Raw genomic sequence first — 14278 nt, 5'->3', positions numbered from 1 at the left:
CGTGCGGGGCCGTGCTGCGCCCATCGGTGACCTCGCCAGCTCGGTCACCGCGCGCCCCGGCCGAGGACCGTGCGGGCCTCGCCGGCGGTGACGACGCTGCCGGTGACCAGCACACCGGAGCCGCCCAGGGCGTCGTCCGGGCCGGCCTCGGCCAGCTCGATCGCCTCCGTGAGGGCCTCTGGCAGCCGCGGGGAGACGCTGACCCGGCCGGCGCCGAAGACGTCGACGGCCAGCGCGCCCAGCTCGTCGGCCGGCATCGCCCGCGGCGAGCCGTTCTCGGTGACCACCAGCTCCGCGCAGACGCCCTCCAGCTCCCGCAGCATGCCCTCGACGTCCTTGCCGCGGACCACGCCGACCACCCCGACCAACCGGGTGAAGTCGAAGGACTCCCGCACCGCTTCGACCGTCGCCGCCATGCCGGCGGGGTTGTGCGCGGCGTCGACCAGCACCGTCGGGCTGGTGCGCACCCGCTCGAGGCGGCCCGGTGACCGGACGGCGGCGAACGCGGCGCGCACGGTCTCCTGGTCGACCGGCCCGGTGCCCGCGCCGGCGCCGAGGAAGGCCTCGACGGCGGCCAGCGCGGTCGCGGCGTTCTGCGCCTGGTGCGCGCCGAACAGCGGGAGGAACAGCTCCGCGTACTCCCCGCCCAGGCCCTGCAGCCGCACCTGCTGCCCGCCGACGGCGACCTTCCGCTCCAGGACGCCGAACTCGGTGCCCTCCCGCGCGACCACGGCCTCCACCTCGACCGCCCGGCGGACCAGCGCGTCCAGCGCCGCGGGCTGCTGGCGGGCCAGCACCGCGACCGCGTCGCGCTTGATCACCCCGGCCTTCTCCCCGGCGATGGTGCCGACGTCGGGGCCGAGGTACTCGGCGTGGTCCAGCGCCACCGGGGTGACGACGGCGACCCGGGCGTCGACGACGTTGGTGGCGTCCCAGGTGCCGCCCATCCCGACCTCGATCACGGCGACGTCGACCGGGGCCTCGGCGAAGGTCGCGTAGGCCATGCCCACCATGACCTCGAAGAAGCTCATCGGGTGCCCGCCGGCGGCGTCGACCATCTGCACGTACGGCGCGACGTCCTCGTAGGTCTCCACGAACCGCTCGGGGGTGACCGGCTCGCCGTCGAGCACGATCCGCTCACGCACCGACTGCAGGTGCGGGCTGGTGAACCGGCCCACCCGCAGGCCGAAGCCGCGCAGCAGCTCGTCGACCATCCGCGCCGTCGTCGTCTTGCCGTTGGTGCCGGCCACCTGGACGACGGGGTAGGCCCGGTGCGGCGAGCCGAGCAGGTCCACCAGGGCGGCGATCCGGCCGAGCGAGGGCTCCAGGCGCGTCTCCGGCCAGCGGGCCAGCAGCTCGCCCTCGACGCGGGCGAGGTCGGCGGTCCGGGTGCTGCTCATCCCGTCCAGGATGCCAGCCGCCCGCTTCCTAGACTGAGGCCCATGGCTGCCGACACCACGACCTCCGTCCCCCCGGCTCCGGGGACGGTCGCCGGTGTACCGGACAAGCCGTCGCTGGACGGGCTCGAGGGCAAGTGGACGGCCCGCTGGGCGGCCGACGGCACCTACGCCTTCGACCGGGCGGCCGCGCTGGCGGCCCCGCGGGAGCAGACCTGGTCGATCGACACCCCGCCGCCGACGGCCAGCGGGTCGCTGCACGTCGGGCACGTGTTCAGCTACACGCACACCGACATCGTCGCCCGCTACCAGCGGATGCGCGGGCGGCACGTGTTCTACCCGATGGGCTGGGACGACAACGGCCTGCCCACCGAGCGGCGGGTGCAGAACTACTACGGCGTCCGCTGCGACCCCTCGCTGCCCTACGAGGAGGGCCTCACCCCGCCCGAGAAGCCGGGCAAGGACCAGCTGCCGGTCTCCCGCCGCAACTTCGTCGAGCTGTGCGAGCGGCTGACGGCGGAGGACGAGGAGGCGTTCGCCGAGCTGTGGCGCCGCGTCGGGCTGTCGGTGGACTGGACGAACGTCTACCGCACGATCTCGGCGACCTCCCGGGCCACCGCGCAGCGCGCGTTCCTGCACAACCTGGCCCGCGGCGAGGCCTACGCGCAGGAGGCGCCCACCCTCTGGGACGTCACCTTCCGCACCGCGGTCGCCCAGGCCGAGCTGGAGGACCGCGAGCGCCCCGGCGCCTACCACCGGATCGCCTTCCATCCCATCTCCGCCCAGCCCGACCCAGCCAGCGGCCCCTCCGGCCCGGTGCACATCGAGACCACCCGCCCCGAGCTGCTGCCCGCCTGCGTCGCGCTGGTCGCCCACCCCGACGACGAGCGGTACCGGCCGCTGTTCGGCTCCACCGTGCGGACGCCGGTGTTCGGCGTCGAGGTGCCCGTGGTGGCCCACCGCCTCGCCGAGCCGGACAAGGGCTCGGGCATCGCGATGATCTGCACCTTCGGGGACCTCAACGACGTCACCTGGTGGCGGGAGCTGCAGCTGCCCACCCGCGCGATCGTCGGCTGGGACGGCCGGCTGCTGCCCGAGCCGCCGCCCGGCGTCCCCGCGGCGCTCTACGCCGAGCTGGCCGGCAAGACGGTGTTCAGCGCCCAGCAGCGCATGGTGGAGCTGCTGCGCGAGTCCGGTGACCTGGACGGCGAGCCGCGGCCGATCACCCACCCGGTGAAGTTCTTCGAGAAGGGCGAGCGGCCGCTGGAGATCGTCACCACGCGGCAGTGGTACATCCGCAACGGCGGCCGGGACGCCGAGCTGCGGGAGGCGCTGGTCGCCCGCGGCCGGGAGATCCGGTGGGTGCCCGAGCACATGCGGCACCGCTACGAGAACTGGGTGGAGGGCCTCAACGGCGACTGGCTGATCAGCCGGCAGCGGTTCTTCGGCGTCCCGTTCCCGGTCTGGTACCGCCTGGACGACGCCGGGGAGCCGGTGTTCGACGAGCCGCTGCTGGCGCCGGAGACGGCACTGCCGGTCGACCCGTCCTCCGACGTCCCGGAGGGCTACACCGAGTCCCAGCGCGGCGTCCCCGGGGGGTTCGTGGCCGACCCCGACGTCATGGACACCTGGGCGACCTCGTCGCTGTCGCCGCAGGTGGCCTCGGGTTGGGACACCGACCCGGAGCTGTTCGCGCACGTCTTCCCGATGGACCAGCGCCCGCAGGCCCACGACATCATCCGCACCTGGCTGTTCTCCACCGTCGTCCGCTCGCACTTCGAGCACGGCACGGTGCCCTGGACGCACGCCACCATCTCCGGCTTCGTCGTGGACCCCGACCGCAAGAAGATGTCGAAGTCCAAGGGCAACGTGGTCACCCCGATCGACGTGCTGGAGCGCTACGGCACCGACGCGGTGCGCTGGCGGGCCGCCGGTGCCCGGCCGGGGGCGGACTCCCCCTTCGACGAGGCGCAGATGAAGGTCGGCCGCCGGCTGGCCATCAAGCTGCTCAACGTGGGCAAGTTCGTGCTGGGGCTGGGCGCGTCGGCCTCGGCCTCGGCGGACGCGGTGACCGAGCCGGTGGACCTCTCGCTGCTCGCCGGCCTCGCGGACGTGGTGGCCCAGGCCACCGCGGCGATGGAGTCCTACAACTACACCCGCGCGCTGGAGGTGGCCGAGGCGTTCTTCTGGTCGTTCTGCGACGACCACGTGGAGCTGGTGAAGTCCCGCGCCTACGGGAGCGGACCGGCCGCGGAGTCCGCCCGGGCGGCGCTGGCGCTGGCGCTGTCGGTGCAGCTGCGGCTGTTCGCCCCGGTGCTGCCGTTCGTCACCGAGGAAGTCTGGTCCTGGTGGCAGGCCGGCTCCGTGCACCGGTCCCCGTGGCCGGCCGCGGCCGAGCTGCCGGACGGCGGGGACCCGTCGGTGCTGCCGGTGGTGGCCGCCGCGCTGGCCGGGGTGCGGAAGGCGAAGTCCGACGCGAAGGTGTCGATGCGCGCCGACGTCGAGTCCGCCACGGTGACCGCGCCGGCCGGGCAGGTGGCGCTGGTGGAGACCGCCCGCGGGGACCTGGCCGAGGCCGGCCGGATCGCCTCGCTGACCGTGGTCGCCGGCGAGGGACCGCTGACCGTGGACGTCGTGCTCGCGGAGGGCTGACCTCGCTCAGGCCCCCGCCGCCCAGGCGGGGGCCGGGCCGAGCCCGAGGCGCCAGCGGGCCGCCTCCTCCGACGGGCTGTGCGCGCCCAGCGCGAGCCGCAGCGCGCGCAGCTGGGTGCGGGCCACCCCGATCGGCACCGCCCCGCCGCGGCCCCGGCCGGGGACGCCGGCGTGCGGGGCGACCGCCGGGGAGACCAGGTGTGCCGCCGCGCCGGACAGGCCCCGGTAGAACACCCGCTCGGGCGGGCTCAGGCCCGGCGGGGCGGCGAGGAACTCCCGCAGCGATTCCGGCACCGGGGCGAGCTCGGGGCCGTGCGCGGCCAGGGCCTCGGCCAGCTGGGCGGCGCTGGCCGGGAGGTCGGTGGCGCCCAGTGCCTGGGCGGAGCGCGCCCACTCGGCCACGTAGACGTCCGGCCAGCCCCGGCCGAAGCGGGCGGTGAGGTCCTGGCCGACCGCCTGTTGGGCGGCGAGGAACGCGTCGGTGAAGGCCAGGTGCACCCAGCGCAGCAGCACCGGGTCCGAGGCGGAGTAGGGCCGGCCGGCCACCTCCCCGCGGACGCTGTGGTGCATGCCGCGGACCCGGCCGGCCTCCCGCTCGGCCAGCTCGGCGGAGCCGAAGGTGCTCACCACCAGCCAGCGGGCGGTGCCGGCCAGCCGCTTCCACGGGTCCTCGCGGTAGGCCGAGTGCCGCTGCACGCCGGCCAGGGCCAGCGGGTGGGCGCCCTGGCCGAGCAGCGCGGCCACCCCGCCGACCAGCGTGGACAGGTCGCCGTGCACCCGCCACACCACGCCGTCGGGTGCGAACCAGCCCGGTCCGGTGCCGACGCGGGCGATGTCGCGGACCCAGTCCGGGGCGCCGGTCGGGTCGCCGGAGACGCGGCTGCGGAAGGCGGCGCGCGCGGCGTCGGGCAGGGCGGTGAGGGCGCGCACGGCCTCGACTGTGCCAGCCGCCCGCCGGTGGTGCCGCGCACGACACCGCTGCACCCCGACGGCCCGTTTCGACGGCGTCCCCGGGCCACTCGGGTACAGCGGTCGCCGCCGTCCACAGCCCCCGAGCGGACCGGACCACTCCCGCGCCAGGCTGCGCGGCGTGCACGACCTCGCAGCCCTCCTCCCCCACGGCAGCGCACGCCGCGACCGGGTCACCCTGGCCACGAGCTCCACCAGCGTCAGCCGCTGGCTGACCGACGGGGACGTCGTCCTGCTGCACCCCGGCGTCCTCGCCCTCCCCGACCGGGCCGGCGAGTGGCCGGTGCGTGCCCGCGCCGCGGTGCTGTGGGCACGCGGCCCACTCAGTCACCTGTCGGCGCTCGCCGTCCACCAGCTCGTACCGGCGCGGCCCGGTCCGCTGCACGTCACCGTGCCGGCCGACCGCTGGCCGCGCGGCGCCGTCGGGGTGACCGTCCACCGGACGACGCTGACGCTGGAGACGGTCGGGGTGAACGGGCTGCCGGTCCTGGACGCGGCGCGCAGCCTCGTCGACGCCTGGGCGTGGTCCTGCACGCCGCGGCGGAACCCGCGGGCGGCCAGCGAGGTCCCCGTGGTGCGCCAGGCGGTCATCGAGGCCGTCCGGACGCGGGCGGTGGACGTCGACGACCTGCGCGCGGCGTCGGCGCAGCAGCAGCGGCACTCCGGCCGGCGCGAGCTCGTGGAGCTGCTCGACCTGGTGGCCGGCGGGTGCCAGAGCGAGCTGGAGGTCTTCGGCGTGCTGCACGTGCTGCGGGACCCCCGGATCCCGCCGTTCGTGCAGCAGCACCGGGTCGCGCTGCCCACCGGCCGCACGGTGTACCTCGACGCCGCCTGGCCGAGGCTGCGAGTGGCGGTCGAGCTGGACGGGGCCGCCTTCCACGGCAGCCGGGAGCAGCGCGAGCGCGACATGCGCCGCGACACCGCGCTGGCGACGCTCGGCTGGGTGGTCCTCCGGTTCAGCTACCGGCGGCTGGTCACGGATCCGGCAGGGTGTCGGCGGGAGATCGAGGCGGTCCTGCGACGCCGGCTCGCGGACCTCTGAACACCGGTGGCCCAGGACCACGCGGGTCCTGGGCCACCGGGGTACAGCGGTTCTCCGACCTGCTAGGCCGACTTCTCACGAGGGGCGCGGCTGGGCTTGCGGGGCACGATCGTCGGGTTGACGTGCTCCAGCACGACCTCCCGGGTGATCACCACGGAGGCGACGTCGTCCCGGCTGGGGACGTCGTACATCACCGACTGCAGCACCTCCTCCATGATCGCGCGCAGGCCACGGGCGCCGGTGCCGCGGAGGATGGCCTGGTCGGCGATCGACTCCAGCGCGTCGTCGGTGAACTCCAGCTCCACCCCGTCGAGCTCGAACAGCCGCCGGTACTGGCGCACCAGGGCGTTCTTCGGCTCGGTGAGGATGTTCATCAGCGCGTCGCGGTCGAGCTTCTCGACGCTGGTGATGACCGGGAGCCGGCCGATGAACTCCGGGATCATGCCGAACTTCAGCAGGTCCTCGGGCATGACCTCGGCGAAGGTGTTGGCCTCGTCCATCTCCTTCTTGGAGCGGACCTCCGAGCCGAAGCCGATGCCCTGCTTGCCGGCCCGCTGCTCGATGATCTTCTCCAGGCCGGCGAAGGCGCCGCCCACGATGAACAGCACGTTCGTCGTGTCGATCTGGATGAACTCCTGGTGCGGGTGCTTGCGGCCACCCTGCGGGGGCACCGAGGCCGTCGTCCCCTCGAGGATCTTCAGCAGCGCCTGCTGCACGCCCTCGCCGGAGACGTCGCGGGTGATCGACGGGTTCTCGCTCTTGCGGGCGATCTTGTCGACCTCGTCGATGTAGATGATCCCGGTCTCGGCGCGCTTGACGTCGTAGTCGGCGGCCTGGATCAGCTTGAGCAGGATGTTCTCGACGTCCTCACCGACGTAGCCGGCCTCGGTGAGCGCGGTGGCGTCGGCGATGGCGAAGGGGACGTTGAGCATCCGGGCCAGGGTCTGGGCGAGGTGGGTCTTGCCGCAGCCGGTGGGGCCTATCAGCAGGATGTTGGACTTGGCCAGCTCGACGGAGTCGTCGCGGCCGCCGGCGCCGCCGGCCTGCACCCGCTTGTAGTGGTTGTAGACGGCCACCGACAGGGCGCGCTTGGCCTTGTCCTGGCCGATCACGTACTGCTCGAGGAAGTCGTGGATCTCCTTGGGCTTCGGCAGCTCGTCGAACTTCAGGTCCGACGACTCCGACAGCTCCTCCTCGATGATCTCGTTGCAGAGGTCGATGCACTCGTCGCAGATGTAGACCCCGGGGCCAGCGATGAGCTTCTTGACCTGCTTCTGGCTCTTCCCGCAGAACGAGCACTTGAGCAGGTCACCGCTCTCACCGATTCGTGCCACCTGCTGACCTCCACCTCGGGGGGATTCCAGGCTCCCGGATCAGGCGCCCGTCTGTGAACTGGTGCTGGTGTCCGTGCTCGGCCCCGCTCCGGCGAGACCCTCCTCCGGCGACCGGCCGGGGTCGAGAGCCCGCCGACCGTACCTCCCGGCACCGACCGCGCCGGGTGATGACTCGCCCGGCGGGTGCGGCACCGGCAGTCGTGCGTCCCGCGTCCTCCGACGGTACGGGTCGAGCGCCCGACACGCGCGCACTCGACCCGTCCCGTCGCGCAGGGTCAGCCCGGCAGGGCGTTGAGCTTGCGGCTCTGGATGACCTCGTCGACGATCCCGTAGGCCTTGGCCTCGCCGGCGGTGAGGATCTTGTCGCGGTCGATGTCGGCGCGGACCTGCTCGGGCGACCGGCCGGTGTGCCGGGCCAGGATGTCCTCCATCTGCTGGCGGACCCGCTGGATCTCCGCCGCGTGGATCTCCAGGTCCGACACCTGCCCGCCGGCCTCGCCGGAGGGCTGGTGGATGAGCACCCGGGAGTACGGCAGCGCCAGCCGCTTGCCGGGGGTGCCGGCGGCCAGCAGGACGGCGGCGGCCGAGGCGGCCTGGCCCATGCAGACGGTCTGGATGTCGGGCCGGACGAACATCATCGTGTCGTAGATGGCCATCAGCGAGGTGAAGGAGCCACCCGGGGAGTTGATGTAGATGGTGATGTCGCGGTCCGGGTCGGCGGACTCCAGCGTGATGAGCTGGGCCATCACGTCGTTGGCCGACGCGTCGTCGATCTGCACCCCGAGGAAGATGATGCGCTCCTCGAAGAGCTTGTTGTAGGGGTTGGACTCCTTCATGCCGTAGCTCGTGCGCTCCACGAAGGAGGGCAGGATGTAGCGGCTGGAGGGCATCTGGAAGCTCATGTCGGTCCCTCCGGACTCAGTTGTCGGTGACCGGGTTGGTGCTGTCGGTCATGGCCGCCTTGCTCACCACGTGGTCGACGAAGCCGTACTCCAGCGCCTCCTGCGCGGTGAACCAGCGGTCGCGGTCGGAGTCCCGGTCGATCTGCTCGACGCTCTGGCCGGTGTGGAAGGACTGCAGCTCGTTGAGCTCCTTCTTGGTGCGCCGGAAGAGGTCGGCCTGGATGGCGATGTCGGCCGCGGTGCCACCGACGCCGGCGGAGGGCTGGTGCATCATGATCCGCGCGTGCGGCAGGGCGTAGCGCTTGCCCTTGGTGCCGGCGGTCAGCAGGAACTGGCCCATCGAGGCGGCCAGGCCCATGCCGTAGGTGGCCACGTCGCAGTCGATGAACTGCATCGTGTCGTAGATGGCCATGCCGGCGCTGACCGAGCCGCCGGGGGAGTTGATGTACAGGTGGATGTCGCGCTTGGGGTCCTCGGCGGACAGCAGCAGCATCTGGGCGGCGAGCTGGTTGGCGATGACGTCGTCGACCTGGGTGCCCAGGAAGATGATGCGCTCGCGCAGCAGGCGCTCGTAGACCGAGTCGCCGAGGTTCATGCCCCCGGCGGCGCCACGCATGAGCGGTGCGCTCACCTGGTTCGGGTTGGTGCTCACGGGTCCGGTGACCTCCGTATGACTGTCGCGCAGTCGGTCTCGCTGGGCGGGGCTGTGGTGCCGGACCGGGGGCGTCGCGCGGCGCGGTGTCCCCGGGGCCGACCTGGGTTGCACCGACCCTAACGCGCGGGCACGAGGCGGCAGTCCCGGCGCCGGGGGTGTTCGCCGTCGGCGCAGCGGCCCGCGGCCGGCACCCCCGGGACGGACGACGCCGCCCCTCCCCGGGGTGCGGGGGCGGGACGGCGTCGGCCGTGCGGAGGGGCCTGCGTCAGCGGGCAGCGGTCCCGTCGGCGGCGTCGGCGTCCGGCGCGGCGGTGTCGACGGCGGGGTCGACCGCGGCGTCCCCGTCGTCGTCGGTGGTCGGGCCGACGGTGGGCCCGGCAACCTCGGGCGACTGGTCGGCGGCGTCCCCGCCGAGGCCGTCCTCGGTCGCGTCCTCGGGCTCGGCGTCCCCGAGGTCGGGCTCGCCGGTGGCGTCGTCGTCCGGAGTGCCGGCGTCGTCGGCCGCACCGGCGGCCGGGGCCGGGACGGTGCGCGGGCGCAGCGCCTCCAGGTCGACGACGTTGCCGGAGGCGTCGGTGATGGTGGTCTGCTCGAGCAGCTGGGCGAGGGTCTTGGTGCGGCGGACGTCGGCGACGAACTCGGCGATGTTGCCGCCCTGCTGCAGCTGCTGGGCGTACTGCTCCGGGCTCATCCGGTTGCGCTGGGCCTGAGCCATGACCTGCGCGGAGAGGTCGTCGTTGTCGACGGTGACCTCACGGGCGTCGGCGATCGCGTCCAGGATGAACTGGGTGCGCACTGCCTCCTCGATGTTCGTCCGCTGCTCGGCCTCGTAGGCCTCGCGGCTCTCCACTCCGGACATCTGCAGGAAGGCGTCCCAGTCCATGCCGGCCTGCTGCAGCTCGTTCTGCATGGCCTGGTTGCGCCACTCGATCTCGCGCTCGACCAGCTTCTCGGGGATGGGCACCTCGACGGTCTCGATGAGGTGCTCGACCAGCTTGTCGCGGGCCTGGGCGCCCTGCTGCAGCACCTTGGTGCGGGCCAGCCGGGTGCGGACGTCGTCCCGCAGCTCCTCGAGGGTGTCGAACTCGCTCGCGGTGGAGGCGAACTCGTCGTCCAGCTCCGGGAGCTCCTTGGTCTTCACCGAGCGGACGGTGACGGTGACGTCGGCGGACTCACCGGCGTTGGGGCCCTGCAGGAGCGCGGTCTGGAAGGTGGCGGACTCATCGGCCGACAGCCCGCGGACGGCGTCGTCGAGGCCCTGCATCAGGTTGCCGGAGCCGACCTCGTAGGACATGCCGGTGGTCGAGCCGTCCTCGAGCACCTCGCCGTCGAGCGTGGCCTCGAGGTCGATGGAGACGAAGTCGCCGTCCTGGGCGGCGCGCTCGACGGCGGTGAGCATGCCGAAGCGCTCGCGCATGACCGAGATCTGCTGGTCGATCTCCTCGTCGGTGACCTCGACGTCGTCCACGGTGACCGCGAGGCCGTCCAGCGGGGGCAGCTCGACCTTGGGCGCGACGTCGACCTCGGCGGTGAAGGCGAGGGTGTCGTTGTCGTCGAGGCGGGTCACCTCGATGTCGGGCTGGCCGAGCACGCGCACCTGGTTCTCGCGGACGACCTCGGAGTAGACCTCCGGGACGGCGTGCTGGACGACCTGCTCGAGCACCACCGGGCGGCCGATGCGGGTGTCGATGACCCGGTTGGGCACCTTGCCCGGGCGGAAGCCGGGGATGCGCACCTGGTTGCGCAGCTCCTTGTAGACCTCGGCGAAGGCGTGGTCCAGGTCCCCCCACGGCACCTCGATCGCCATCCGGACCCGCGTGGGGCCCAGTTCCTCGATGGTGCTCTTCACAGCGGCAGTGCTCCTCGATCGGCAGACGGGGACGGCGCCGGACGACGCCGGGTCGGCCCACGAGTCTAGGGACGGCGGGTGGTGGTCGGGGTGGCGGGATTTGAACCCACGGCCCCCCGCTCCCAAAGCGGGTGCGCTACCAAACTGCGCCACACCCCGTGGCCCCAGGGAGTCTAGGCGCGCCCTGCGGCGGAGCCGTCCGGACGGCGGTCCGATCAGCCCTGGTAGGTGTTGGCCGGCGCCTCGATGGGGGTCACCGAGCGGGGCGCGACGACCGCCTCCGGGTGGCCGCCGGCGGGGTGCGGCCGCGGTGGCGCCCAGGAGCCGACGACCTCCACCCACTGGTCGGCGGCCAGGTCCCCGCGCTCGGCGTCGACCACGACGGTGACCGCCACCGCGTCGGCCGCGCAGCACTTGATCCCGATGCGGGAGACGTACCAGCCGCCGCCCTCCCGCGGGGTCACGAAGCCGGTCAGCCGGACGAGCCGGCCGTCCAGGGCGCTGGTGTCCGCAGCGAGCGCGTGCAGCGAGTACTCGAGGAGGGCCATCGTGCGGTGCTGCTCGCCGGGGTCGTCCGGCCCGATCCCGGGGGCCGGCGGTTGCGCGGCGGCCTGGACCTGCAGGGCCTGCCGTGCCGCGGTGAAGGAGCCCAGCGCGGGCGGGGCGACCAGCAGCACCACGGTGACGGGGAGGAGCAGCAGCCAGGCGACGCGGGGGGCGCCGTGGCCGTGGGCGCCTCCAGGAGAGCGCTCGCGGAGCAGGCCGGCGAGGCCGAGGAGGAGCAGGACGGCGCCGGCGCCCAGCAGCAGCGGCCGGAAGCCGGGCCGGACGTAGGCGAGGTGGGCGTCGCCCAGCGCGACGGCGAGGGTGACGCCGCCGAGCAGCAGGAGGACCCAGAGCTGGGTCAGCCGGTCCACGGGCGGCTCCTCACCACACGACCCAGGCGACGCCAAGCGCCGAGAGGACGGCGACGGTGAAGGTGACCGGTGCGAACCGCAGGGCGAAGCGGCGTCCGAAGGTGCCCGACTGCAGCGCGATCAGCTTGACGTCGACGACCGGGCCCACGACGAGGAAGACCAGCCGGGAGGTGAGGCTGAAGGAGGTCAGGCTGGCGGCGACGAAGGCGTCGGCCTCCGAGCAGATGGCCAGGACGACGGCGAGGACGGCCAGCACCAGGACCGACAGCAGCGGGGAGTCCGCGAGCTGCTCCAGCCACGCCCGGGGGACGACGACGTTGAGGGTCGCCGCGGTGATGCCGCCGACGACCAGGAAGCCACCGGCGTGCAGCAGGTCGTGCTGGGCGGCGGCGCGGAAGGTCCCGAGGCGGCCGGCGTCCCCGTGGTCCGCGGACCGGGACGGCAGCCGCAGCCACTCCCCCCGGCCGTAGGCAGTCCACAGCCACCCCATGACGACGGCCGCGACGAGGGAGGCGGCGAAGCGGGCGACCGCCATGAGCGGCTCGTCGGGGAAGGCGACCGCGGTGGCGACCAGCACGACCGGGTTGATCGCCGGGGCAGAGAGCAGGAAGGCGAGGGCCGCCGCGGGGGCGACGCCGCGGCGCACCAGGCTGCCGGCGACCGGCACGGAGGCGCACTCGCAGCCGGGCAGCACCGCGCCGCTGAGCGAGGCCACCGGGACGGCGAGCGCCGGGCGCCGCGGCAGGGCTCGTTGGAAGAAGGACGGCGGGACGAAGGCGCTGATGGCGGCGGACAGCAGCACCCCGATGACCAGGAACGGCAGTGCCTGGAGGCAGACCGCGACGAAGACAGTCGCCCAGGCCTGCAGGGCGGGGATGGCGAACAGGTCCGGCCACAGCCACCGGATGACGAGGACCTGGACCAGGAGCCCGAGGAGGAAGTCCCGGGACGACGGCAGCGACCGGGTGCGGTCGGCAGGCGAGGCCGCGCGGCCCCGGGCCGGGGACGACGTGGCCGGATCCGCCGGGGAACGGGACACCGGCCTCCCTCGCCTGTCGTGACCGTCCGGAGTCGGCGGTCACCATGCCACGCGGGCGGTCCTCCGGGGGCCGTCCGACGCGCGGTCAGGTGTGGTGACCGCGTCGTTGGGCGACGTGTGGACGTCCCCTGCGTGCCGGCCGGGTGCGTCGCCGTGGACGGGGACGACGTCCGAGTGCCGCGGGGACCCGCCGATCCGGCGCGCGCTACCCTCGTCCCGGACCGGGAGCCCGGCCGACCTCGGTCAGCGGGGCTCGTCACGGCGAGGGCGCGGAGCGTCTTCCTCGGTCTCGCGGGTGTAGCTCAATGGTAGAGCCCCAGCCTTCCAAGCTGGCCATGCCGGTTCGATCCCGGTCACCCGCTCCGTGCAAGACCGCAGGTCAAACTGCCTGCTAGGGCAACTGGAGAAGGTCTGGAGGACCCTCCGGAAGGCCCAATATGACCCCTTTTGACCGCTGTTTTCCGCCTCATTGGTCATGTTGTGGTCACGCCAGACGGCTCATACGGCGAGGTCGCAGCCTTGTGTCAGCCCCTTGGGGCCGCGTGACCACACTGTGGTCACGCGGTGAGCTTGAGGCCGTGCCGAGCGGCGATCCGTCGCGCAATGTCCTCCACTGGCACTGCCAGCCGCTCGGCCGCTGCCCGGCTGTAGATGACGAGGGCGAAGACGGCGTACTGCCACAGCGGGGTCTGCCACCAGCCGGCGTCGGCCAGGATATCGGGCTGCAGGCCGCCGCGGACGCAGGCGGCTGCGTAGAGGGCCTACTGACTGTTGCAGTGCTCGACGCGGCCGCGGAACGTCACCTCAGGTAGGTGGCGATCCCGAAGTCCCTCGTACTGCAGCGGCTCACCGACCGGACAGGCTAAGTCGAGCGCGGTGACGGCGAGCTCGAGCAGCGCGACGTCGGGAACGAACCGGTACGGCGCATCAGTTGAGGCTAAGGCCGCCAGGATGTCGATTGCGTCGTCACCGCGGGCCAATCCCGAGAGCACGGCGCTCTGGGCACCGCGACAGAGGACGTCCACATCGATTGGCTCGTGCTTAGGCACGCCGACATTGTCGTCACGGCGAGGGTCCCGCATAACGCGCTGCCGCCAACTGCGAGAGGGTTGCCCGCCGAGCAGTCTCACTTACGACGGCGAGCTGCTGCAGATGGCCGGCCCGCACACTGCCAGGCCGACCTAATCGCGTTCGCCGCGGTTCACCGTCGTTCCGTAAGCCAGATGACGTGCCCGTTCACACAACTGTGGATCCGGACGACCTGTCACAAACGCGACCAACTGCAAACAGAACTGCAACCCGGTGGGCAAACGAAGGCTTCTGATTCCCGGCATCGCCCCCGAAGGTCAGCGAGCGTTCCGACCGGCTGGGGAGACTGCGCAGAGGGAGCGCTCGTCGTTCACCTAGCGGCTGCCCAGGGCATCACTCTCGACCAACCCTGTCGGGGTAGCCACGAGATGGGAGCCGGCCGAACTCCACGGGTAGCCAAGGGACCTCACGGTGCAGGCGCTGCTCGCGGGGC

General features: G+C 73.1%; 11 protein-coding genes and 2 tRNA genes. 3 read left to right on the top strand and 10 right to left on the bottom strand.

Annotated features, from left to right (window positions below):
* Positions 1 to 44: 44 nt before the first annotated feature.
* Entirely contained in the window at positions 45 to 1400 is a 1356-nt protein-coding gene (locus RTG05_RS06605) for a bifunctional folylpolyglutamate synthase/dihydrofolate synthase (RefSeq protein WP_166527973.1), read from the bottom strand.
* Positions 1401 to 1442: 42 nt separating this feature from the next.
* On the opposite strand from RTG05_RS06605, the gene valS reads away from it, so the two are divergent.
* A complete protein-coding gene (gene valS, locus RTG05_RS06600; RefSeq protein ID WP_166527972.1) occupies positions 1443 to 4049 on the top strand; it encodes a valine--tRNA ligase in 2607 nt (868 codons plus the stop codon).
* A 6-nt stretch (positions 4050 to 4055) separates the two neighbouring features.
* Here the strand turns inward: valS and RTG05_RS06595 are convergent, their stop codons facing one another.
* Complete coding sequence (locus RTG05_RS06595) at positions 4056 to 4979, bottom strand: oxygenase MpaB family protein (RefSeq protein WP_166527971.1); 924 nt, start codon at positions 4977 to 4979, stop codon at positions 4056 to 4058.
* Between the two features lie 160 nt (positions 4980 to 5139).
* On the opposite strand from RTG05_RS06595, the gene RTG05_RS06590 reads away from it, so the two are divergent.
* A complete protein-coding gene (locus RTG05_RS06590; protein WP_166527970.1) occupies positions 5140 to 6060 on the top strand; it encodes a PDDEXK-like endonuclease domain-containing protein in 921 nt (306 codons plus the stop codon).
* A gap of 62 nt (positions 6061 to 6122) precedes the next feature.
* On the opposite strand, the gene clpX is transcribed toward RTG05_RS06590, so the two are convergent.
* The 7 genes from clpX to RTG05_RS06555 form a co-directional block, all read right to left on the bottom strand.
* Positions 6123 to 7394 (bottom strand): ATP-dependent Clp protease ATP-binding subunit ClpX, encoded by a 1272-nt coding sequence (gene clpX, locus RTG05_RS06585; RefSeq protein ID WP_166527969.1) that lies wholly within the window; start codon positions 7392 to 7394, stop codon positions 6123 to 6125.
* Between the two features lie 275 nt (positions 7395 to 7669).
* Complete coding sequence (locus tag RTG05_RS06580; RefSeq protein ID WP_166527968.1) at positions 7670 to 8296, bottom strand: ATP-dependent Clp protease proteolytic subunit; 627 nt, start codon at positions 8294 to 8296, stop codon at positions 7670 to 7672.
* Between the two features lie 16 nt (positions 8297 to 8312).
* Entirely contained in the window at positions 8313 to 8912 is a 600-nt protein-coding gene (locus RTG05_RS06575) for an ATP-dependent Clp protease proteolytic subunit (RefSeq protein ID WP_166529550.1), read from the bottom strand.
* A gap of 304 nt (positions 8913 to 9216) precedes the next feature.
* Positions 9217 to 10800, bottom strand: coding sequence for a trigger factor (gene tig / locus RTG05_RS06570; RefSeq protein WP_315912392.1), 1584 nt, complete (start codon positions 10798 to 10800; stop codon positions 9217 to 9219).
* Positions 10801 to 10882: 82 nt separating this feature from the next.
* A tRNA-Pro gene (locus tag RTG05_RS06565) sits at positions 10883 to 10959 on the bottom strand.
* A 56-nt stretch (positions 10960 to 11015) separates the two neighbouring features.
* Complete coding sequence (locus RTG05_RS06560; RefSeq protein ID WP_166527967.1) at positions 11016 to 11717, bottom strand: TIGR03943 family putative permease subunit; 702 nt, start codon at positions 11715 to 11717, stop codon at positions 11016 to 11018.
* Between the two features lie 10 nt (positions 11718 to 11727).
* Positions 11728 to 12756, bottom strand: a complete 1029-nt coding sequence (locus RTG05_RS06555) for a permease (protein ID WP_166527966.1) — start codon at positions 12754 to 12756, stop codon at positions 11728 to 11730.
* A 291-nt stretch (positions 12757 to 13047) separates the two neighbouring features.
* Here RTG05_RS06555 and RTG05_RS06550 point away from each other — a divergent pair.
* A tRNA-Gly gene (locus RTG05_RS06550) sits at positions 13048 to 13118 on the top strand.
* Between the two features lie 399 nt (positions 13119 to 13517).
* Here RTG05_RS06550 and RTG05_RS06545 read toward each other — a convergent pair.
* The gene (locus RTG05_RS06545) at positions 13518 to 13805 is read right to left on the bottom strand and encodes a hypothetical protein (RefSeq protein WP_315912391.1); all 288 of its coding nucleotides are present in this window, start codon (positions 13803 to 13805) and stop codon (positions 13518 to 13520) included.
* Between the last annotated feature and the right edge of the window lie 473 nt (positions 13806 to 14278).

The organism is Geodermatophilus sp. DSM 44513, from assembly GCF_032460525.1.
In the GTDB taxonomy this organism is placed as follows: domain Bacteria; phylum Actinomycetota; class Actinomycetes; order Mycobacteriales; family Geodermatophilaceae; genus Geodermatophilus.
This window is presented reverse-complemented; position numbering and strand designations above follow the sequence as displayed.

Bases quoted from the DNA above. Each gene is read 5' to 3' on its own strand.
- RTG05_RS06580 (WP_166527968.1), bottom strand. From the start codon at position 8,296: ATGAGCTTCCAGATGCCCTCCAGCCGCTACATCCTGCCCTCCTTCGTG.
- RTG05_RS06575 (WP_166529550.1), bottom strand. From the start codon at position 8,912: ATGCGTGGCGCCGCCGGGGGCATGAACCTCGGCGACTCGGTCTACGAG.
- RTG05_RS06605 (WP_166527973.1), bottom strand. From the start codon at position 1,400: ATGAGCAGCACCCGGACCGCCGACCTCGCCCGCGTCGAGGGCGAGCTG.
- valS (WP_166527972.1), top strand. From the start codon at position 1,443: ATGGCTGCCGACACCACGACCTCCGTCCCCCCGGCTCCGGGGACGGTC.